The sequence below is a fragment of the Pareuzebyella sediminis genome, from assembly GCF_008367235.1.
Lineage (GTDB): Bacteria > Bacteroidota > Bacteroidia > Flavobacteriales > Flavobacteriaceae > Pareuzebyella > Pareuzebyella sediminis.
In genome coordinates this window covers 679113-701346 of sequence record NZ_VTZS01000001.1, presented here as the reverse complement: position 1 = coordinate 701346, position 22234 = coordinate 679113, and the positions used below count along the sequence as shown (strand labels likewise).

16 protein-coding genes are annotated in these 22234 nt (G+C 41.5%); 9 read left to right on the top strand and 7 right to left on the bottom strand.

The genetic code is table 11. The annotated features are described in order from the left end of the window. Window positions 1–188 precede the first annotated feature (188 nt). Both F2B13_RS02760 and F2B13_RS02755 read left to right on the top strand, forming a co-directional pair. The gene (locus F2B13_RS02760; RefSeq protein WP_149275753.1) at window positions 189–1523 is read left to right on the top strand and encodes a YfcC family protein; all 1335 of its coding nucleotides are present in this window, start codon (window positions 189–191) and stop codon (window positions 1521–1523) included. 305 nt (window positions 1524–1828) lie between these two features. Then, window positions 1829–4000 (top strand): endonuclease MutS2, encoded by a 2172-nt coding sequence (locus F2B13_RS02755; RefSeq protein ID WP_149275752.1) that lies wholly within the window; start codon window positions 1829–1831, stop codon window positions 3998–4000. A gap of 217 nt (window positions 4001–4217) precedes the next feature. Here the strand turns inward: F2B13_RS02755 and F2B13_RS02750 are convergent, their stop codons facing one another. Further along, window positions 4218–5765, bottom strand: coding sequence for a thiol-activated cytolysin family protein (locus F2B13_RS02750; protein ID WP_149303055.1), 1548 nt, complete (start codon window positions 5763–5765; stop codon window positions 4218–4220). 310 nt (window positions 5766–6075) lie between these two features. Here F2B13_RS02750 and F2B13_RS02745 point away from each other — a divergent pair, with 310 nt between their 5' ends. From F2B13_RS02745 to F2B13_RS02735, 3 genes are all read left to right on the top strand, one after another. Then, window positions 6076–7977, top strand: a complete 1902-nt coding sequence (locus F2B13_RS02745; protein ID WP_149275750.1) for a tetratricopeptide repeat protein — start codon at window positions 6076–6078, stop codon at window positions 7975–7977. 43 nt (window positions 7978–8020) lie between these two features. After that, window positions 8021–8425, top strand: a complete 405-nt coding sequence (locus F2B13_RS02740; RefSeq protein ID WP_149303053.1) for a thiol-disulfide oxidoreductase DCC family protein — start codon at window positions 8021–8023, stop codon at window positions 8423–8425. A gap of 103 nt (window positions 8426–8528) precedes the next feature. Then, window positions 8529–9314 (top strand): DUF1206 domain-containing protein, encoded by a 786-nt coding sequence (locus tag F2B13_RS02735; RefSeq protein WP_149303051.1) that lies wholly within the window; start codon window positions 8529–8531, stop codon window positions 9312–9314. Window positions 9315–9376: 62 nt separating this feature from the next. On the opposite strand, the gene F2B13_RS02730 is transcribed toward F2B13_RS02735, so the two are convergent. The 3 genes from F2B13_RS02730 to F2B13_RS02720 all read right to left on the bottom strand — a co-directional run bounded on the left by F2B13_RS02730 (window position 9377) and on the right by F2B13_RS02720 (window position 15112). Next, window positions 9377–10702: a dicarboxylate/amino acid:cation symporter gene (locus F2B13_RS02730; RefSeq protein WP_149275747.1), complete on the bottom strand. Its 1326-nt coding sequence runs from the start codon at window positions 10700–10702 to the stop codon at window positions 9377–9379. A gap of 224 nt (window positions 10703–10926) precedes the next feature. Further along, window positions 10927–11991, bottom strand: coding sequence for a chorismate synthase (gene aroC / locus F2B13_RS02725; RefSeq protein WP_149303049.1), 1065 nt, complete (start codon window positions 11989–11991; stop codon window positions 10927–10929). A 211-nt stretch (window positions 11992–12202) separates the two neighbouring features. Then, entirely contained in the window at window positions 12203–15112 is a 2910-nt protein-coding gene (locus F2B13_RS02720; protein WP_149303047.1) for an FAD-binding and (Fe-S)-binding domain-containing protein, read from the bottom strand. 99 nt (window positions 15113–15211) lie between these two features. On the opposite strand from F2B13_RS02720, the gene F2B13_RS02715 reads away from it, so the two are divergent. Together F2B13_RS02715 and F2B13_RS02710 are read left to right on the top strand one after the other, a co-directional pair. Continuing rightward, on the top strand, window positions 15212–15718 hold the full coding sequence (locus F2B13_RS02715) for a hypothetical protein (protein WP_149303045.1): 507 nt from the start codon (window positions 15212–15214) through the stop codon (window positions 15716–15718). A gap of 101 nt (window positions 15719–15819) precedes the next feature. Beyond that, window positions 15820–16941, top strand: a complete 1122-nt coding sequence (locus F2B13_RS02710; RefSeq protein WP_317131631.1) for a TlpA disulfide reductase family protein — start codon at window positions 15820–15822, stop codon at window positions 16939–16941. Between the two features lie 78 nt (window positions 16942–17019). Here F2B13_RS02710 and F2B13_RS02705 read toward each other — a convergent pair whose 3' ends face one another. Further along, entirely contained in the window at window positions 17020–18660 is a 1641-nt protein-coding gene (locus F2B13_RS02705) for an LVIVD repeat-containing protein (protein ID WP_149303043.1), read from the bottom strand. A 128-nt stretch (window positions 18661–18788) separates the two neighbouring features. Further along, window positions 18789–19439: a rhomboid family intramembrane serine protease gene (locus F2B13_RS02700; protein ID WP_149275742.1), complete on the bottom strand. Its 651-nt coding sequence runs from the start codon at window positions 19437–19439 to the stop codon at window positions 18789–18791. 56 nt (window positions 19440–19495) lie between these two features. On the opposite strand from F2B13_RS02700, the gene F2B13_RS02695 reads away from it, so the two are divergent. Beyond that, the gene (locus F2B13_RS02695) at window positions 19496–20383 is read left to right on the top strand and encodes a lysophospholipid acyltransferase family protein (protein WP_149275741.1); all 888 of its coding nucleotides are present in this window, start codon (window positions 19496–19498) and stop codon (window positions 20381–20383) included. A 65-nt stretch (window positions 20384–20448) separates the two neighbouring features. Continuing rightward, the gene (locus F2B13_RS02690; protein WP_149303041.1) at window positions 20449–21444 is read left to right on the top strand and encodes a sterol desaturase family protein; all 996 of its coding nucleotides are present in this window, start codon (window positions 20449–20451) and stop codon (window positions 21442–21444) included. Here F2B13_RS02690 and F2B13_RS02685 read toward each other — a convergent pair. Then, window positions 21434–22132 (bottom strand): endonuclease/exonuclease/phosphatase family protein, encoded by a 699-nt coding sequence (locus F2B13_RS02685; protein ID WP_149275739.1) that lies wholly within the window; start codon window positions 22130–22132, stop codon window positions 21434–21436. The genes F2B13_RS02690 and F2B13_RS02685 overlap by 11 nt on opposite strands. Window positions 22133–22234 lie beyond the last annotated feature (102 nt).

Here is a 22234-nt window from a genome sequence, read left to right as displayed (position 1 = left end):
AATGTCTGGAGTCTAATATATTATTTTTTAGTGAAATTCTAATTTTTTTTTTGGATACACAACTATCCCGATGAAACGTGATTCTCGATGTTATTCCAATTTTTTACCGAGTGAAATTATAATGACCGTTGTAGTAGATCGCATTCCGATATTTATTACATTGGGATACCACCAAACCCAATCCTGAAATGAAAAAATTCCCCAACGCTTTCGTCATTATCGTGGCATTTATATTTTTCGCGTGGGTACTAACCTATATTTTACCGCAAGGGACTTACGAAAGAATTGTTGACAAGGAGTCAGGTATCACTACGGTGATCGGTGATTCCTATAAAGAAATAGAAGGTCAAAGATTATCTGCATTTGATTTGATGCTCGCCGTGCCTCGGGGCATTGCCGGCCGGGCGGAAACGATTGTTCTGATCTTATTGATTGGGGGATCGTTCTATGTCATTGAGCAAACGGGTGCCTTTGCTCAGGGCCTTGGTAAATTAGTACATCTCCTAAGTGGCAGGGAGACCTTGGCTTTAGTTATTGTATCGTTTCTTTTTATGATGGGCGGGGCCACTATTGGCATGCAAGAAGAAGTAATAGCCATGATTCCCATCTTGATATTATTTGGCCAAAGCTTGGGGTATGATGTCTTTACGGTCATTTATATGAGCTACGGTTCGACCGTACTGGGGAGTTCCCTAAGTCCCTCTAATCCTTTCGCTGTGCTTATTGCGCAAAAAGAAGCTGGGCTACCGCTTCTTTCCGGGGCCGAATTTCGGGTTATCATACTCGCTTTGGTATTCGTGGTTTGGGTTTGGTATCTGTTGCGCTATGCGAAAAAACACCGGATCGATAAAGAAGAAGCTTCAACGTCCCCCCAACCCATGACTGTGGGGAGCAAAATAATTTTAGCCCTACTGGGCCTCACTTTTGCCGTTGTAGTGTATGGAATGTTGATGTTTGATTGGGGTTTTAATGAATTATCGGCTTGTTTCTTCGCCCTGGGATTGCTAGCCGGTCTTATTGGGAAATTGGGTCTCAACAAAACCGGGGACATGTACTTGGCCGGTTTTAAGGAAATGATTTTCGCCGCTATAATAATCGGAATGGCCAATAGTATCGGCTTGGTGTTAAAAGAAGGTATGATTATAGATACGATAGTACATACCCTGTTCGGCCCCTTACAATACCTTCCTCCGACCGTATCGGCCGTATTGATGATGATTTCCCATACACTACTCCATTTCCCGATTCCAAGCTATTCCGGTCAGGCGGTTTTGACCATGCCGGTTTTGGTTCCACTTTCCGATTTGATAGGTGTAACCAGACAAACTTGTGTGTTGGCTTACCAATACGGAGCTGTTATGATGGATATGATAGTTCCCACCAATGGAGCTCTAATGGCTGTATTGGCGGTCTGTGGCATACCTTACAATAAATGGTTGCGAATTGCTATTGTTCCCACCCTACTTATTTTATTATTGTGCGGTCTTTCAATCATAGTTGCCGTATTCATGGGGTATAGCTAAGTAGCCTTACATTTTTTGGAATCGATAGACTTGCCTATTCTTTTTTAATGAAGAAAGAAGGCGTCTTGAAAAGTAACGACACCATTAATGTCAATCGTTTGTAAAGGGCTCAGTTATGGGCAGACTCATTAAGTAATTCTTGGGTCTACAAGCCACCCACGCCTTAATTGATATTAATTCACTGAAGATGCCGGTTCGTTCAACGTACAGATTCCATTGAAAATAGAACGTATCTACGCATTGTCTTAAATAGCACAGCACTTTTTCAACCGATTCGCTACCTTTGCCCTCCATTGTAGCATGGTATGGTATCTATACATAAAAAAACACTGCAAGATTTAGAATTTCCTACGGTATTGAAACAGGTATCCGCCCGTTGCACTACCGAGTTGGGCAAAGAAAAAGCCTTGGAAATCGTACCCTCTAAAACCTCAGAGGAGGTTATGCCATTGTTACAACAGACGGCCGAGTACCTTTCTTCCTTGATTAGCGAGAACCGTATTCCAAATCATGGTTTTGATCAAATCAATGCGGAGTTAAAACTCTTAAAGATTGATAATACAACTTTGGAAATCGGCGGTTTTCGAAAGATTGGTTCCCTATGTGGGACGGTAGCTACGCATCAAAAGTTTTTAAAAAAATTCAAGGAATATTATCCTTTGCTCTTCGAGCTTTCGGCCCAACTGGAGGTTAATGTGGTTATAACCACTCAAATTGAAGAGGTCATCGACCGCTTTGGTGAAGTAAGAGACAAGGCTTCCGATGCCCTTTTCAATATCCGGAAACAGATGAACCAGGTGAAGGGCAAGATTGGCCAAAGTTTTATAGCGGCACTTAGTACCTATGCAGGTTCCGACTATCTGGACGATATTCGCGAATCCGTGGTAGAAAATAGAAGGGTTTTAGCGGTCAAGGCCATGTACCGCCGTAAGGTCAAAGGAAATGTAATGGGCACTTCCAAAACGGGTAGCATTGTGTATATAGAACCCGAAGCCACGCTAAAATACAGTCGTGAACTACATAATCTCGAATTCGATGAAAAAGAAGAAGTACAGCGTATACTTAACGAATTGACCAACACTCTTCGACCTTTCGCCAATCTTTTAGGCGATTATCAAAAATTCTTGAGCCACATGGATCTTACTGCTGCCAAGGCCAAATATGCGGTAGATACTCAAGCCCTTCTGCCAGAAATAAATTTCAATCAGCGACTGTACCTGCGTGATGCCTATCACCCGCTACTATATCTCAGCAATAAGGCCAAAAAAGAAAAGACCTATCCTCAGACCATCGAATTGCATCCTGAAAATCGTATCATTGTTATTTCAGGGCCAAACGCAGGAGGGAAAAGCATCACTTTAAAAACCATTGGTCTTCTTCAAGTAATGCTTCAATCAGGACTCTTAATACCTGTTCATGAAAGAAGTTCTGTTTGTTTGTTCAATAAAATTCTCACCGATATCGGGGACCACCAATCCATTGAAAATCACCTGAGCACCTATAGCTATCGCTTGAAGAACATGAACCGCTTTTTAAGAAAATGCGATGCGCATACTTTATTTTTAATCGATGAATTTGGCACCGGCAGCGATCCTGAGTTGGGAGGCGCGCTTGCGGAGGCGTTTCTGGAAGTTTTCTATGAGCGTCAGTCGTATGGAGTGATTACCACACACTACGCAAATTTGAAAGCCCTTGCCGACGAATTGCCACATACGACAAACGCCAATATGCTCTTTGATGGAAACACTCTTGAACCGACCTTTCAACTTGTATTGGGCGAGGCAGGTAGTTCTTTTACCTTTGAAGTAGCCCAGAAAAACGGGATTCCCTATTCCTTGATCAATAAAGCAAAACACAAGATAGAACGTGGAAAGGTCCGGTTTGACGCTACTATAGCCAAATTGCAGAAAGAACGCAGTAAAATGGTGCAGACGGGCTCAAGGCTTCAAGAGGAAGAAACCAAAGCAAAGGAAGAGGCCCAAAGGCTTGAAAAGCTTAATGAAAAAATAAAATCAAAACTTGAGAATTATCAAGAGCTGTATGACCATGATCAGCGAATGATTCACCTAGGCGCAAAAATAGACAAGGTCGCCAACAGATATTTTAAAGACAAAAAGAAGCGAGCTCTGGTATCGGAGCTTCTACGTATTGTAGAAACCGAGAATAGCAAGCGAAAAAGAAAATCCGCGAAACAGGAAAAGGCGGAAAGAACAAAAAAAGCCGAAGTAGCACAAGAGGTTCGGAAAGAAGTAAAAGGTATTCGGGAAAAGAAGAAAATCGAAAAGAAAAAAGCCGTACAAAAGCAAAAGTCGATTCCAAAACCTATATTAGAAATAGGTGACCGTGTTCGGCTTCTCGATGGCAAGGCCGTCGGTAGTATCGACAGTCTTGAAAAAGACAAGGCTATTGTTAACTATGGCATGTTTACTACCAATGTAAGCGTCGACCAGCTAGAATTGGTAGAGCGAAAAAAGTAATAATATTACCCCAACACTTCTTATTGTACATACCGCTAGCGCGGACCACCTCTTCTGAATTCGTTCGCTTAAAAAAGGCAGCCGACCCCCAAGTTGTTGAACCCAATCTTGGAAGCCGACTGCAAAACCCTAAATATGTTCCCCCGAGTATTTAGGGCCCCAATTTGCCAAATACTTTTAATTCTGTTCGGTTTTGGTAATTGTATACGGGAAACACCTATAATTTTCGAACATTGATTTTCGTGCATAGAAATCCGGAACAGAATCCTTCAAAATACGTATCATTTCTTATGTAATCGAGGTGAAATTCGCCCATGGTCGTCCAGACAAAAACATCTAGGAATTCAAACTGAATTCTAACGTCATGAGCTCCAGCAGGTGGTTTGGCCGCTGTATTCACTTTGTTTTTTGTGACTTCCGTCCACTTGCCGGTTTTGAAGTTTTCGGTTCCCCTTTCCTTATACGTAAAACGGAATCTCATTTTCTGGCTCAAGTCCTTTTTGATATAGGCGTTCTTATGTTCAAAAGCGTAATTGTCACATTCGACAATGTTGTATTCGGTAGTATATCCCATTTTTGCAAACGTATTGTCTTTTAAGTACCGAATGGTATATGCGATAGGTACCCCTGGATTATCTTTGCTATAGACCGCATTTTTTCCGGTTATGATATGATTTAGCGAACCTGGGCCGGCTTCTATATCAGCTGCGTTAATTGCTTCCGAGGCCACCTCTGCGTTCCCTCCGATGGTCACCACTGTAATGCTTGAATTTTTGAGTACCTCGTCATATTCCGAATTAATGGTGCCCGTCGCATTAACTCCCCCGGCATATTCCAAAACGGCATCCAGGTCAATAGATGTTCTGGAGTCCGTAGTTTCCATACGGAACATGATAATTCTACCGTAAGAAACCGAATTAATATAAGCTGGAGGCGTATTCGACGTTATAGCTTTCTCTACTTGTTCCGTAGTTACGTTTGTACCAAAGACACTCGATGGGTTCGAAGGGGTATCCATGGTAACTGTATAAAAGACTTGTTTATATACCATGGCTGCAACACGCTTGGTGGATGAACTTTCATATTCAAGTTGTGATGCTACCGAGCCAGTAGCCCATTCCAGGTTTAGGCCGACATCTAAACTAAGTTGTTTTGAGGAATATGAAGTGGTGGCCTGATAGGAAGAGTTAGAGGCATTGACATACCCGTCTTGATAGGCATTATTGTTCCACCACTCGAGAGCTCCGTCAATACTTGATTGTACCGAAGAATTTGAAGGGTTATCTATCTTAAGATTTCCTTGCTCACCTATACCCGGTAGATCTAACCTCAACGTTAAAGGTGCCCTGGCCAAGGTAAATGGGTCAGGCGCACCGTCTAGCATACCTTCATTGCCAATGACCAAAGCTCCCGGCCAAATAATTCCATTAGTTGGTCTCAGAACGGCAACATCATCAAAATTTGATTCTAGGCTATATTCTTGGGTCAGACAAGTCCTGATATTTCCCTGAGTAGGGCCCTGTTGTGATGGTTGCTCCCTTTTTAAAGTGCGTTCCGATGATGCACCACCCGTATCCTGTACATTTAAAAGTGCCGAGGCATCGTAACTAAGGTTGGCGATTATATCATCGATTTCCTGGGCATTAGGGTTGGTCTTAGGCTCGGCCTCCCCCGCCTCGTCTTTGCTACAGGAAGCCAAGAAGCAAATAATGACGCTAGTTAAAAGAATCAAGCTTTTCTTCTGTGAACATAATTTGTTTTTCATAATTTTTGGTGTATTGGATTCAACTTGTTCGAATGTAGGCCCAAAACACTCCTTTCACCTAATTTTGTCCATGGACAAAGTATGGACAAATCAGTATTAAGGCTTATACTTGAACAATGGACAACGTGCTTTTTGAAGTAGATAAAAATTATAATATATATCTGATTATCAATATAATATATTTCAAATGAAATAATATGACGGGACAAAACATATGGACAGTATATGGACGACTACCTTTTTATGTAGAACTAAGTGCTTTCCTGACCTATCCATTTTACTTATCTTGAAGCTGCTTTAACCGACATGAATGAAACCAAAAAACCTCATCCTTATTTCGCTACTTTGCATTGTAACGATCATCAATGCGCAAGACCGTAGAAAAGAATTGGACAGCCTAATTACAAGGGCAAAATCGCTTCCAGATGATACCCTGAAAGCCCAAGTGTTGTCAAGAGTTCATGAAAAGATGATGTTCATGGATCCGGAGGGAGCCCATAAATATGCCATACAGGCATATGAACTTTCAAAAAAAATCGGATACGAAAAAGGAGTGGCCAATGGCTTTATTCAGTTCGGCAACTATTACTACAATCAATCGAAAAATGATTCGGCAGCATACTATCATAATCTGGCGCTCGATAGGTTCAAGAGTATCAACAGTATCCGCGGACAAATATTTGCGCTTCATTCGTTGGCAACCATAGAAAGGGAAAAAGGAAATTTCGATCAGGCCATATTATTGACACAGCGTATTCTAGACATGTACACAGACCAGAACAGGCAACAAACGGACCTTGGCAATTTTGACCTCAGGGGTTCGGAATACGAGGTGCTGGGTGGAATCTATTTTGAAAAAGGTCAATATACCCTTGCCTTGGATTATACCCTGATGGCCCTGCGATTTTTTGAGGACATCAAGGATGAAGTGCGGGCGGGAGACGCTCTTAAACAATTGGCCGACATCGAGTTTGAACAACAGAACTATGACTCTGCCTTGAAATATGCTATAAAGGCGATGGAAATCTATCGGACAAATGATGACAAGATATATCTCGGATACGCCGCAAACACTGCCGGAATAGCGGCCGAAAAATTAGAAGACAACAAAGGGGCTGAGGCTTATTTTGAGCAGTCATTGTTGTTGGCAAGGGAAATGAACGTTCAGACCATGATTTCTCAATCGCTAAAAGACTTGGCCAGACTACGTACTATGAACGGTGAGTATTACGAGGCACGAAAACTTCTGGAGGAGTCATTGGCCCTATCACGGCAACAAGACATTAAGTTGAACCATACACAAGCCCTTTACGAATTGGCACAACTTGATATGGCAGAAAATAATATGGATGCGGCCTTAAAAAATATTAATGAAGTCATCGCCGTAGCAGAAAATATTGGAGCACTACCCACATTGCGGGATGCTCTTGGTACAAGGGCGGAAATTAGAAATAGCAGAAATGAATCTGATTTGGCTTACGATGATTATAAAAGGTTCTACAAAATAAGTGACAGTATTTACACTACCAAAAAATCGCAACAAATCGAAGAACTGAAGACCATTTATGAAACGGAAAAAAAAGAAGCGGAAATTGCACTTCAACAAGAGGAAATCAGAACCTTGAACGAAAGGGCGAAGGTTGATAAATTGACCAAGACCTTGTATGCAGTAGGAATGATTTCATTGCTTCTTATTTCTGGACTTTTGTATTTCGTGTTCCGACAACGCATAAAGAAACAAAAATTGGCCCAAGAAAAACAGGAAGAGATATATCGAAAGGAAATTGAGCATAAAAAAAAGGAACTCGCCAGCCAGACCCTGCATCTGGTTCAGAAAAATACGTTCATACAAGAACTGATGGATAATCTTGAAAATATCAGAAATTCTCCAGAAAAGTTTAAGATGGAGTTCCGAAGAATGGTAATGCTACTCAAAAAAGAGAACGCATCGGATCAAGATTGGGAGATTTTCAAGACGTATTTTGCAGAAGTACACAACGATTTTGACCAGAAATTAAAGACCTTATACGCAGATATCTCCGAGAAGGAAATACGCCTTGCCGCATTTTTGAGGATGAACCTTACTACTAAGGAAATTGCTGCTACCCTGAACGTACTTCCCGATAGTATTCTAAAGTCAAAATACCGTTTGAAGAAAAAGCTCAAGTTGGGTAGGGAAACCGACCTTAATACTTTTTTGGACGGCTTATAATTAAATTGTTTAATTATGCACTGCCATTCATACCTTTGTATTTATGAAAAAGAAAAAAATCATTCTTTTTGATGGCGTTTGTAATCTTTGTAACAACGCAATTCAAGATATAATCAAACGTGATAAAAAGGATGTATTCCGTTTTGCGGCACTTCAAAGTGAAATAGGCCGAAAATTGGTTGACGAACGTCATATAGACACTTCGAAAATAGATTCTATTATCCTAATTGATCCTGGTACCGCCTATTACGTGAAATCGGAAGCCGCTATGGAAATATCGAAAGAAGTGGGTGGCGCGTGGAGTGTTTTGGCCTTGTTTCGTTGGATTCCCGTCTCCCTGCGGAATATGGTGTATGACCTGGTCGCAAAATACCGGTATCGGTGGTTCGGCCGGAAAGCGCAGTGCATGGTACCTACTCCTGAATTACGAGCCAAATTTTTGGATTAGTTCGAAAAAGGAGCGGCGAAATTTTCATATTGGTCAAAAAAAGAAGTGATGGGGGCCATCCAAATCATTGATTATAATTATTCTTATATCATAATCAATTGATATGGATGATAACATCAAAAGAATGGCCTTTGCGGGCTTTATTGCCAAAGGTTTGGTATATGCTTTAACTGGAGTGTTGGCCTTTTTGGCCGCTTTCAATTTAGGGGGCGAAAAAGCAGGCAAACTGCAAATACTTGATTTTTTAGAGAAACAACCCTTTGGAAAGGTTTTATTGGGCGTAATGGGCATTGGTCTTATATGTTATGCCGTATGGCGATTCATTCAAAGTATCCAAGATCCGGAACATATTGGTAATGATTCAAAGGGCGTCGTCAAACGCGTCAGCTTTTTTATTAGTGGATTACTCTACCTGGGATTAGGATTTTTTGCCATTATTGATATTTTTAAAGAGCCTTCGGGCTCTGGGGGTGGTTCTAGTTCTTCAATGTTGACAGGGGAAACCGGAAAATTTATTTTCTTAGGGTTGGCAGTTGCACTAGGTATTAAGGGTATCTATCAATTTATTAAGGCATATAAGGGCGACTTTTTAAAAAAATTCGATATTAAATCCATGGCAGATGCCACCAAACGAAAGTTCATTAAGAATATGGGGTATGCGGGCCTTATTTCCAGAGGAATTTTAACTTGCATCATTGCGTACTTTTTTGCGAAAGCTGCCATGCGACCAACGGGATCCGGAGAAGAACTAAAGGGAACGGCCGAAGCTTTTTCCTTTCTTCAGGAAAATAGCTCTGGCCCATGGCTAATGGGAGTCGTGGCGGCCGGTCTGGTATGTTATGGTATCTATATGTTCACCATGTCGAAATACCGCCAGTTCAAAGATTAGATGAATTGATGAAACGACGCGTTGGACAAACGGGCCGAAAAATAGGTAGAGGTATTTTTTATCTATTTGACCTCCTCGAGATGATCGTCCCAATTTTTAACTTTGGGCTCCCCCATTTTCCCTACTGATTTCGCCACTATCATGGCCACAGTAGCATCACCGGTTACGTTGACTACGGTTCTAAGCATGTCTAGGGGTCTATCAACGGCAAATATTAGAGCAAGGCCGATAGCCAACTTGTCAGGAGGAAAACCGATAGCTTCAAGCACAATAACCAACATCACCATACCTGCCCCAGGCACGGCAGCTGAGCCAATTGAGGCCAACAATGCCGTCAATACAATGGTTAGCTGACCAGCAAGGGTGAGGTCAAAGTTTAGTGCTTCTGCAATAAAAACGGCCGCAACGGCTTGATAGAGGCTTGTACCATCCATATTAATAGTGGCACCTACCGGTAATACAAAACTTGAAACTTCCTTATGTACCCCTATATGCTCTTCAACCCTTTCCATAGTTACAGGTAGCGTTGCCGCACTTGAACTTGTGGAAAAGGCCAACAGTTGCGCAGGACTTATCTTGCTAAGGAAAGTTAGTGGATTATACCTTGAAAATGAAGCGACCACAATACTATAAAAAACAATCATCAATAATAACCCGAGTACTACTACTCCTGAATACTTAAGTAAAGCCAAGAGCAAATCGGGGTCGCCAGAAGAGACTACGACGTTGGCCAATAAAGCGAAAACAGCGATTGGAGCGGTTAACATAATCAAATCGACCATTTTTAAAACCACCTCGTTTAAAGAATCAAAAAACTTCTTAAGGGGTTTTGCACTTTTCTCTCCTATCAACAGCATCGAAATACCCAAAAAGATTGTAAAAAATATAACCTGCAGCATTAAACTATTGTCTCCTAGGGCGGCGAACGCATTGTCAGGAACCATATCCTCTAAAAATTGTAGAGGACCGCTTTGTTTTTGTCTCGAAGCCTCTTCCAGTTTTGAGGTAACGCCACTATCCGTGGAATACGTTTCCGTCAATTTAGCTATGGTTTCTTCGGATATACCATTACCAGGCTTGATAAGGTTCACAAGAACAAGGCCTATAGTTATAGCAACTATGGTCGTAGCGATATAGATGGCAATGGTACGCAAACCTATATTTCTGAACTTTGAAATATCCTTCAAATCCGAAATCCCTTTTACCAGAGAGGCTAATATTAGCGGTATGGCGATTAGCTTCAAAAGTTTTACGAAAATAGTTCCCAAGGGGTTTATCCAGTCTTGAACAAATTTGGGACCCCAATCAAACAGGGTCATTATGAAGCCGAAAAGAATGCCTGCGACCATTCCTATCAATATTTGCCAATGCAGTTCTAATTTACGCATGAAGTATCCTTTTGACAGGTAAGATACTATTTTTGAATGGAAGGAAGAAAGGTAAAATGAGCAATGAAAATAGTTTCTACAAAGAAATTCTGATAGTTAAGAATACCGTAGAAAAAAATGATCAAAAATGTGATATTCGCAGTCGAAAGCCATATTATAACCAGGGCCGGATTGCATTTTAAGAAGAACTATCAAAACTCCATCGTATAATTAATTCTGGGCGATTATTTTTTTATGGTTCGGTTGATAAGAGTGTAATCTGCCAAGACTAATGCGGTCATGGCTTCGACAATGGGAACCGCCCTTGGAACCACGCAAGGGTCATGTCTTCCCTTGCCTTTGGCCTGCACCTTTTGGCCTTCTTTATCTATGGTCTCATAGGGTTGTATAAGGGTTGCCACGGGCTTAAAGGCCACATTGAAATAAATGTCCATGCCATTACTTATACCGCCCTGTATACCGCCACTTTGGTTGGTTTTCGTAGTTCCATCGGTTTTGAATTGATCATTATGCTCACTACCCTTCATTTGTACTCCTGCGAAACCGCTACCATATTCAAATCCCTTAACGGCATTAATAGAAAGCATCGCCTTTCCGAGTTCCGCATGTAACTTATCGAAAACAGGTTCTCCCAGGCCAATAGGTACGTTTTGTGCTACGCAAGTAATGACTCCTCCGACGGTATCTCCTTCTTTTCTTATCTTTTTGATATACTCCTCCATCTCCATCGCCATATCCGTATCAGGACAACGAACAGGGTTTGACTCGATCAAGTTGAAATCAAGCTCTTGATATGGCGTTTCAAGCTTTAAAGTGCCAACTTGTGAGACAAAAGCTTTGATATTGACGGAAGATAAAAACTGCTTGGCGATGGCCCCTGCCACTACCCTACTCGCCGTCTCCCGTGCAGAACTACGTCCTCCTCCCCTATAATCACGAAATCCATATTTTTGATCATAGACATAATCTGCATGCGACGGGCGATACGAATCTTTGATATGGGAATAATCTTTTGACTTTTGGTTCGTATTATGAATGGCAAAACCGATTGGCGTTCCCGTCGTTTTCCCCTCAAAAATACCGGAATAGAATGCCACGGTATCGGGTTCTTTCCTTTGGGTAACAATAGCCGATTGGCCCGGTTTTCTCCGGTTAAGATCGTTTTGAACCGCCTGTAGGTCAATCTCGATACCCGAAGGACAACCATCCAGTACACCACCAATCGCGACCCCATGTGATTCCCCGAAAGTGGTAAGTTTAAAAAGATTGCCAAAAGTATTTCCCGCCATTGTTTATCGTATATGAATAGTGATATTAAGAAAGAGCCAACTTTCTCAGTTTTTCTAAGACGTGCTATTCACCTTAGTTCTTCGCACAAAGGTAAATTTAAAATCAATGTTGGCCAAAATCACACCCTACGCCATACTAAATTAATATCATCTTACCTATAACATCTTCTGGCTTCCCCCTTACTTTTTCCTACCATAGATAATGATGTACTTAAAGCAGTGCCTCATTTAGAATAGATATCGGATGTTGAGCCTTTCTCTTCGTTCCGTCAAAAATCTGATGCCTACAACTAGTGCCATTAGCGGCAATAATGGTGTCTTCGGATGATTTCCGAACCGATGGAAATAACTTAAGCTCCCCTATTTTCATGCTGACCTCATAATGTTCTTTCTCGTAACCAAATGATCCCGCCATTCCGCAACAGCCCGAACTTATTATAGAGACAGAGTAGTTTTCGGGCAGGTTCAAAACATCAAAAGTTGTCTTTTGACTGCTCAGGGCCTTTTGGTGACAATGGTTGTGAATTTTGACACGCTTCGTTTCCTTCGAGAACTGGTCCGAAGAAATTTCACCTTTTTGTATTTCCTTGGCCAGAAATTCTTCGATTAAAAAGGTGTTCAGTGCGATAGCGTTTGTTGTTTCCAAATCAGTACATAACCGTTTGTATTCATCGCGAAAGGTTAAAACTGCAGAAGGTTCCAATCCTACAACAGGAATTCCCGAATCTGCATACTTTTTTAACAATGGTATATTATCGTTAGCCAACTTTTTTGCTTGTTTCAGAAAACCCTTCGAAATATAAGTGCGTCCGCTTTCCCCAAAGAAAAGTTCCACCTCGTACCCCAATTTTAACAAAACTTCAATGGCATCTCTCCCCAGTTCAATATCAAGATACCGTGTGAACTCATCAATGTAGAGTGCTACTTTTTGTTTTTTTGCAACATATTGTTTTTCAACATCTTTCAAACACTTACTGAAATCAAATTTTGAAACCTTCGGAAGTATTCTCTGTTCGGCGACACCTACAGATTTTTTTAACAGACCGCCTAAAAAGGTAGACTCATAGACGGCATTGGTCAAACCTGCCACCTTACTGCCAAGACGGTTTAATGTCGTATTGTAGGCAAATAATTTATTCCGGACCGGGTAACCGTTGGCCTCTTGATATTGATAGAGGAACTCCGCTTTTAATGTGGCCACATCGACATTGCTAGGACATTCGCTTGCGCAGGCCTTACAGCTTAAACAGAGATCGAAAACTTCCTTAAGTTCTGTGGAATCAAACCTGTTCTTTTTATCGGACACCGTTAAAAACTCACGTAAGGCATTTGCGCGTCCTCTGGTGGTGTCTTTTTCATTCTTGGTCGCATGATAACTCGGACACATGCCCCCGTTCATATGATGGGTTTTTCTACAGTCACCGCTACCATTACACTTTTCTGCTGCTTTTAAAATCCCCTCACTATCCGAGAAATCTAATACGGTCGCAATTTGGGGTTCTGATCTATCTACTTCGTAACGCAGAGACTCATCCATAGGAAAAGCATCCACAATTTTTCCTGGATTGAAAATATGGTGCGGGTCGAAATACGATTTTATTCTACGAAGTAGTTCGTAATTCTCATTTCCTATCATCAAGGGAATAAACTCGGCCCTTACGATACCATCACCATGTTCACCACTGAACGAACCTTGATATTTCTTGGTCAGTTTGGCTACATCGGTCGTAATTCCCCTAAACATTCCAACATCAGCAGATTTCTTTAGGTTCAATATAGGCCGAAGATGCAATTCACCGGCACCAGCATGGGCGTAATACACGGCATCTTGGTCATATCGCTCCATAATCTTGGTGAATTCTCCAATAAAAGCCCTTAAATCGTCCAAAGCCACTGCGGTATCCTCGATACAGGCCACGGCCTTTCGATCTCCGACCATATTACCCAACAAACCGAGTCCGGCCTTGCGCAGTTCAATGGCCTTTGAAATATCTGCACCCCGCAGCACCGGATTGGCGTAACTGAGGCCTGAAAGGCGTATCGTACTTTCAAGTTCTTTCAACTGCAGCTCCAGCTCTGCTTCGGTATTAGCCTTTATTTCCAGCATGAGCAATGCTGCGGGATCCCCTTCTACAAAAAAACGGTTTTTCAGCTGTTCGCGATTGTTCTTGGTGCAATCTAAAATAACTTTGTCCATCATTTCACATAGATGAAGCTTGTGTTGCATTACAGGAACCACATCCGCGAGACAGTCTTCCAAGGTGCTATAGTGGGTAACCACCATAGCTGACAATGGTGGCGGTATTTCATCGAGCTGTAAAGTGATCTCGGTGGTAAGGGCCAAAGTTCCTTCGCTACCGCTAAGTAGCTTACACATGTTAAATTCAGCCTCGACCTCTCCAAAAAGACTGTTGTTGAGTAGTTCATCTACCGCATAACCGGTATTTCTACGATGGATTTCTGTTTTCGGGAATTCCTTCTTTATATTTTCTTGTACACTCTTGTTTGAAAGCTCTTTAAATACGTTTTTATAAATAAGTGCTTCAAGGGTATCGTCTTTCATTTTATTCCGAAAAAAAGCTTCGGATGTCGCCTTGAACTCCGCCTCGGTGCCATCGGAAAGTATGGTTTTAAGGGCCACAACCTTATCACGGGTTACTCCATATTGAATGGATGTGGTACCCGAAGAATTATTTCCGACCATGCCCCCGATCATACAACGATTGGCTGTGGAGGTATTCGGTCCGAAAAAGAGGCCGTAGGGATGCAAAAATTGATTTAGTTCGTCCCTGATTACTCCTGGTTGAACCGTTACTTGCCTCTTTTCCTCATCTAAATTGATGATTTTCGTAAAATATTTCGAAACATCGACCACAATACCGTCACCCACACATTGCCCGGCCAAAGAGGTACCCGCTGTTCGAGGTATGAGTCCGACCTTGTGCTGCCTTGCGAAGACAACTAGTTTCTTTATATCCTCAGAAGTTTTGGGAAAGGCCACACCCAATGGGATTTTTCGGTACACCGAAGCATCTGTTGCATAAAGAGCCTTGGAAAGCCCATCTTGTAGCAATTCACCCTCTAGATTCGGTTCTAGTTCTTGAAGTAAGTTTTTAAGCACTCTAAACAATTTTGATAGCAAAATTAAGTTATAAATCTTTGAACGAAACTATGAAACGGGTCTCTTTTCGCAATTTACCCGTTTTTTAAAATTACACGTATGAAATTATCAAAAGTACTTTTTGGCACCTTGATTTTGATTGCTTTTTCAGCAAACGCACAAGAAATTTCAAATCATGCCCTTGGGCTTAGATTGGGTGACAGCGACGGTTTCGGAGCTGAAATATCTTATCAAAAGCAAATTCGAAGGTATAATCGACTAGAACTGGACTTGGGCTGGAGAGATAGTCGTTATTACAATGCCTTCAAGTTGGCAGGACTGTATCAGTGGGTACTCCCCATCGATGGAGGGTTCCAGTGGTTTTACGGCTTCGGTGGTGGACTTGGTAACGTGGACTTCGAACCTAGACTGAGGAACAACCTACCTTATAGTCCCGATGGAGGTCTATTTGTTTTTGCCGCTGGTGATGTAGGAATTGAATATAACTTTGACTTTCCGCTACTACTTTCTTTAGATTTTAGACCGGAAATTGGAATTATCGGTTATGACGAGTTTTCTGATAATTTTGATTTTGACATTGCCCTAGGGGTACGTTACCAGTTCTGAGACCCACGGTATTAACAAGATGTTAAAAGCTCTTACATGTAGATGTTAAGGGCTTTTTTATGTTCTAAGATATACCTACATTTGCCGAATCTTAAATAAAAATGATGAAAAAGTTAGTACTATCTGTTTGTATTGTTTTCGCCGTCCTGGCCTGTAACCAGCAGTCGGCGGGTTATACTATAAATGGAACGATCAGCGGCGAAGTAGAAAACGGAACCACAGTGTTTTTAAGGGGAATTGGGGAGGATAACCAACCTGTGGATATCGATTCAACCACTGTCGAAAATGGTAAATTTGTTTTTAAAGGACAAACCGAAACACCTGAAATGCAATACGTCTTTATCGATAATTTGATGGGATATCATGCGGTCATTGTAGAAAATGGTGAAATTCAATTTTCTGCCCAAAAAGATAGCCTAAGTTTTGCAGAGGTAAGCGGTACCCCTCAAAACGATACTTTTACCGATTTCATGGAAGCACAAAAGGATCTCACGCAGCAGGCCCAATCTATACAACAAGACATGACGAAGGCAGATGAAGCCACTGCTAACGCTCTAAGGGACGAGATGGCCGAACTTCAGGAAGAATACAAAAATTTCGAACTTGATTTCATTAAGAATCATCCTGATGCCCTTATTTCAGTGCTACTGATAGACCGGGCCATCGGGCAAGGTAGTGTAACGGCCAGTGAAGCCCAGTCGTTATACGATGGTCTTTCCCCTGAAATTAAAAAATCTAAAGCGGCGACGATGGTCGCACAAAATTTGGAGATGGTAATGCAGAGGGAAGCCAATGAAAAGAACACATCTATCGGAGCCAAAGCTCCTGAATTTTCGGCGCCAAATCCGGAAGGAAAAGAACTTGCCCTAAAAGATGTGATGGGAAAAGTGACCTTGATCGACTTTTGGGCCGCATGGTGCAAACCGTGTAGGGCCGAAAATCCTAATGTGGTTAAAGTATACGAAAAGTTTCATGACAAAGGGCTGAACATTTTAGGGGTTTCATTGGATAGAACAGAAGATGCCTGGAAAAAAGCCATTGCCGACGATGGTTTGGCATGGAACCATGTTTCCAATGTGGCTTATTTTAATGATCCAATTGCAAGGCTCTATAATGTAGATGCAATACCTGCGGCTTTTTTGTTGGATGAGAACGGAATTATTGTGGCGAAGAATCTAAGAGGCCCTGCCTTAGAAGCCAAAGTAGCCGAGCTTTTACAATAGCACAAAATACTTCGAACTTAAAAAAGCCCCGATAGAAAATCGGGGCTTTTTTTAAATTGATTTTTCGTTGTTTTCGGGTTAAAAGGCCCCTCGCAAATCGTCAAATGCACCTTGAACGGTTGTATTACCATTCTTTCGAACACGTCCAAATACATTGACCACGTTATCGTCACCTAAAAATTCTATGGTTGCCCCGTCATTAAGTATTATATCTCCATAGACGGTAAGGTTCCCTTCAATTCGTAAAGTGGCATTCTTGTTTACAGTGATGTTTTTTCGCTTATTGTTTCGTCCGATGGTCAAGCTTCCGCTCATTTCGAACAAACCGCTTTCATTAATAGTGGTATTGTTACTCACGGTCCAAATACCACAGAGCAATAAAGAGCCATTCACATTAATGGTGTTAAACCATTTCGCTCCGCTATATTCTTTGGTTTCCCCCGTATTTACGTTGAGATTTGAACTACCGAAATAGAAGGGTAGCGATGAGCATCGTGTCGCCAAGCTCTCACTTGGTCTGTTTAATTTTACGATCTGTAGTCCCGATTTCCCGGAAGCGGCGAAAATATAATCTCCTTTCGATGCCACGTAGTTTATAGAACCGGTCAGCTCAATAACCCCGACTAAATCGGTATTATCACCTTGATCTTCCGATAGACTAAGGCCCGCCCCTCCGTTGGCCATTAATAAGACATTTTCATTGATTGCAACGGCATTCGTTACAATGTCGCTCGGTGCGACCCCTTCGGGGTTTATAAGTATAGGTACATGCTCTAATAGGGCACCTGTCGACCTATTATATATTCCAGCTCCCTTCGAACCCTCTGAGACCACAATTTCGTCAGTGCTAAGGGCTAAGGTCCTTTTGCTGTAAAGCCCAAAGTCTGAATCAATAGCAATTTCTTTGGTGAGATTAAGATTGTTGTCTAAAAGACTAACACCGGTACTACCATCCAATATGGCTATAGTGTTGTTATCGACAGCCACAGAGCGCAAGTCAGCGAAGGAAACATCGTTCAATATGGTCAGGTCTGATTTGTTGTAGGCGGTTAACAGCCCGTCTTTTCCACTCGTTACTAAAACCGCATTCGATGTTACCTTAATGTCGGTAGCATTGAAACCTTCTTGAAAGCCGTAGAGCAAATCCCCACTAACGTTCATTCTTCCATTGGAGGCAGGAATTTTGACCACAAATGAATTGGCGGTGGCCCGTACGGATTTTTCGGAATCTACGCCTCCTACAGCATACACGTAACTATCAGAATATGCTATTGAATTGATATCGGCATTAGTGTAATATAATCTTGAAGTTACACGTGGTTCGTTAGGGTCGCTTACATCAACAATATCAATCGCTCCCGCGTACCCATCCTCCACGGTATTGTAAGATACATAGGCAAAATCCCCGTCGATATATACGTGCGACGCCGTAAGGTTCTCACCTCCGCTATACGATGGCGGATCGATTCGGGCCACCAAGGTCAAGGGATAGTCACCGGCCATTTCCTCTGCAGCCCCTTTGGCCGTTTTTCCGGTAATACGGTTTTCGTCGGCGATCTCTATAACACCGGCCTCGTCTAAAAGTATGCTGCTTTCAAGAACGGACGAACTTCCTTCGATTGAAATATCATCTTCAGTATCTTTATAAATTGTGGTTTCATCACTACAGGAAAGTGCAAAGAAAGTTGCCGCCACGGCGACAAGTGAAACTTTTTTCATGTTAAGTAGGTTTACTTCAATTAGATTTGGGTTCTAACTAAACGACAAAATTAACATTTAGGTATACTGGCACCTTCGTTTTTTCGATGAATAGCCTAAAAAATATGATGCTATGTTATTTTTTTGAATTAAATCTTTCCCATTTTTTCCATAACAAACAGGATAATAATAGGAAGGGCAAGCAGTAATACCATCCAAGTATCGGTAAAAATAAGATCGGGCTTGAATAAAAGGGTACTAACGTACCCCCCTACTGCGCCACCGAAGTGTGCGGTATGTCCAATATTTCCTAGGCGATTCTTCATGCCATAGATAGAGTACAATAAATAGCCAATGCCCAAAACGTAAGCGGGCAAAGGTATCGGAATGAACATGAGGGCAAGTTGCATATTAGGCTGCAGCAGAATAGCAGAATATAGGATTCCAGTAACTGCACCACTAGCTCCAACGGCACTATAATAGGGTTCCTTTTGATGGAAAAATAGAGCCAATAAGCTTCCCGCACCCAAACTTACCAGATAGATTCCTAGAAATTTAATGGCTCCAAACCAAAAAATGACAACATTGGCAAAAAAATATAAGGTAAACATGTTGAAGAAAAGATGGGCAAAATCAACATGCAAGAAACCACTTGTTATGGTTCGGTCTTTTTGTCCTGCCTTGATGGCAGAAATATTGAATTTATACCGTTCGAAAAATGATGAATCATTGAAACCCTTAATGGAAGTCAAAATATTGGCGGCGATAATCCCAATGGTCGCCAGGTGTATGTCATACATGAAATTCTCTTATTATCGGTTCAAATATAGCTATATTTGCCCAGTAAAAATCAACTATGCAGTTGCTCGTTTTCATTTTAGCCTATCCCCTACTATGGCTTATATCTATTCTTCCCCAACCTTTGCTTTATGCTTTTTCGGATTTCGTTTTTTTTATCGTGTACCATGTGGTGGGTTATCGAAAAAACGTAGTTCGTGAGAACCTTGAACTGGTCTTCCCTCAAAAATCGAAAAAAGAGATCGACACGCTCCAAAAGAGTTTTTTTAGGCATATGTGTGATATGTTCATTGAGATGGTCAAGACCATGAATCTTTCAAAAGCTGAAGTAGAAAAGCGCTATGCCATACAAAACATTGAAGAAATAAAGGAAATAGAAAAAACAAAGAGTATTATTATACTTTGTGCCCACTACGCAAACTGGGAATGGAACGTAAGCATTAACAATTATGTAGAATCCAAAGGGTATGCGGTATACCAAAAAATCGGCAATGTCTATTTTGACCGTTGGGTTAGAAAAGTAAGGGCCAAATGGAACACGACCTTATTGACTCAAAAGCAAGTCGTTAAAACTGCCATTTTAAACCAAAAAAATGAGGTAAGAAGTACTTACGGAATGGTTAGCGATCAATCGCCGCAAAAGCATCTCGCTTACTATTGGACGGATTTCATGGGAGTCACCGTGCCTGTTATCGGTGGAGGAGAGATTTTGGCACGAAAACTAGATCTAGCCGTTTTTTTTCTAAAGGTTTCGAAAGTCAAAAGAGGCTATTATCAAGCTGAACTCATACCTATTACTTATGCCGGGGCGACAACTGAAGCTCACGAAATAACAGATAAGTTTCTGAGACTGGTAGAACAGCAAATTTCAGAAAAGCCTGAACACTATTTATGGACCCACAGAAGGTGGAAACATAGGAACGACGTTCCCGAGAAGTTTCGATAGACCTTTGGATATCAGATTTACCTTTTTTTATTTTTACATAATTTCGAACTACCAAATTGAACGATATGGAGTTTATCGAAACCTTTTTTAATGAGATCGCGATTTTTTTAGGGATACAACAAGCATGGGATATTTTGAAATCCGGAGATTTTTCCCAGTTCCGAACCTATGATGGTATAGCTTCATTAATCTACCCGATTATTCCCTTACTCTTATTGTTGGAATTAGTTTTGGGTTTTATTTATAAAAAACCGCAAACTAAGGTTTATAAGGTCAATTTTTTAATATATGTTTTCAACAGATTTATAGGCAGGTTTATTGCCATTGCCATGGTCACCTATCTTATTGGTTTATTGCAGCCCATGGCTCCCTTTCAAACAGAACTGACGTGGTATTGGTTTATTTACGGATACATCGTTTGGGAATTCGGACATTTTCTATACCACTACTGGGGCCATAAGGTACGTCTATTCTGGTGTCTTCATTCTACGCATCACGCCCCTGAGGATATGAATTTGTCGGTGACCCATGCCCATTTTTTCCTAGAAGCTCCGTACGCTGATTCCATTAGAACTACAGTTTGTATTTTATTAGGGGTACAACCTGAACTGCTTTTTTTAATTATGTTCATCGATGGTACCTGGAGAGCGTTCATTCACATCGGAGAAAACCTTTTGAAAGATGGAAGACTTGGCTTTTTGAATAAAGTGATACTGACTCCTTCACATCATAGGGTACATCACGCGAGAAATCCGTTGTATATGGATACCAACTTTTGCAATTTACTTAACATCTGGGATAAAGTTTTTGGAACCTATCAAGAGGAAGAAAAGGACATTGAAATTGAATACGGTATTACACGTGAAATGAACTCAGGTAATTTTTTCGACGTCTATTTTGGTGAAATTGTAGCTTTGGCCAGAGACGTGGCGAACGCTCCAGGATTTTTCAACAAAATCAAATATATCTTCAATCCACCTGGGTGGCATCATACGGGGAACCACAAGACCGCAAAACTAAATCGTGCACACTTTCTGAACAAAACTGCTATCAAGGAGTGAAAACGAGGGTCGCTGTGACAACACAATGGTCGGAGGCATAATTTTCGCAGTGAACGGTGTAATCTAACACCTCCCACTGTTCAGTTCTGTTGAACAATATATGATCTAGGTTTCGCTTTGGTGCATCGGAAGGCCAAGTATTCACAAGGGCTTCAGAAATTTGTGGTTTTGAAAATTTCGTTTTTAAAATTTGCAGGGTCTCGCTGTGAGCGCCATCATTCAAATCACCGGCAATAATGGTAGGGTACGGCGTATCGCCCAGCTTATCTATTAAGGCCTTGGCCTGCATTTTTCGATCCGTATTTTCATTCAGATGATCCAAATGTGTCCCCACAAATTGAATTGTGTTTCCCTTACTTGTCTTTATACGTGCAACAAGGGCTGCTCTAGGTTCGGAAGCCGGTAAATGGGGCAAATCAAGGTTTTCGCTACCAACTAAAGTATATCGTGATAATATGGCTTCCCCGTACTCACCACCATCGTAGTACATGGCCCTAGCAAAAAGGGAAACCATTCCGGTCCGAAAACCCAATTCGGTGGGTAGGTCATAGCCTTTTGCCCTCTTGGTTTTGAAATCTACCTCTTGAAGTGCCACTAGATCCGGTTGGAAGCTTTGGATTACGCCAGCAATAGTGTCTAAATTAAAGTCATTCTTAACCGTTGCCCCATGAAGTATGTTGAATGTCATTACTCGAAGGGTATCCTTCCCGTTTTGGGAATGGCCCTTGATATGGGTGAAAAAGAATAAAAATGTAAAGATTACAATGCGCACCACTATGTTTCTTTTCTA

Coding starts and splice junctions, on each gene's coding strand:
- F2B13_RS02710 (WP_317131631.1), top strand. CDS start 15,820: ATGATGAAAAAGTTAGTACTATCTGTTTGTATTGTTTTCGCCGTCCTG.
- F2B13_RS02750 (WP_149303055.1), bottom strand. CDS start 5,765: ATGAAAAACAAATTATGTTCACAGAAGAAAAGCTTGATTCTTTTAACT.
- F2B13_RS02695 (WP_149275741.1), top strand. CDS start 19,496: ATGCAGTTGCTCGTTTTCATTTTAGCCTATCCCCTACTATGGCTTATA.
- F2B13_RS02690 (WP_149303041.1), top strand. CDS start 20,449: ATGGAGTTTATCGAAACCTTTTTTAATGAGATCGCGATTTTTTTAGGG.
- F2B13_RS02705 (WP_149303043.1), bottom strand. CDS start 18,660: ATGAAAAAAGTTTCACTTGTCGCCGTGGCGGCAACTTTCTTTGCACTT.
- F2B13_RS02755 (WP_149275752.1), top strand. CDS start 1,829: ATGGTATCTATACATAAAAAAACACTGCAAGATTTAGAATTTCCTACG.
- F2B13_RS02700 (WP_149275742.1), bottom strand. CDS start 19,439: ATGTATGACATACACCTGGCGACCATTGGGATTATCGCCGCCAATATT.
- aroC (WP_149303049.1), bottom strand. CDS start 11,991: ATGGCGGGAAATACTTTTGGCAATCTTTTTAAACTTACCACTTTCGGG.
- F2B13_RS02745 (WP_149275750.1), top strand. CDS start 6,076: ATGAAACCAAAAAACCTCATCCTTATTTCGCTACTTTGCATTGTAACG.
- F2B13_RS02740 (WP_149303053.1), top strand. CDS start 8,021: ATGAAAAAGAAAAAAATCATTCTTTTTGATGGCGTTTGTAATCTTTGT.
- F2B13_RS02685 (WP_149275739.1), bottom strand. CDS start 22,132: ATGACATTCAACATACTTCATGGGGCAACGGTTAAGAATGACTTTAAT.
- F2B13_RS02760 (WP_149275753.1), top strand. CDS start 189: ATGAAAAAATTCCCCAACGCTTTCGTCATTATCGTGGCATTTATATTT.
- F2B13_RS02730 (WP_149275747.1), bottom strand. CDS start 10,702: ATGCGTAAATTAGAACTGCATTGGCAAATATTGATAGGAATGGTCGCA.
- F2B13_RS02715 (WP_149303045.1), top strand. CDS start 15,212: ATGAAATTATCAAAAGTACTTTTTGGCACCTTGATTTTGATTGCTTTT.
- F2B13_RS02735 (WP_149303051.1), top strand. CDS start 8,529: ATGGATGATAACATCAAAAGAATGGCCTTTGCGGGCTTTATTGCCAAA.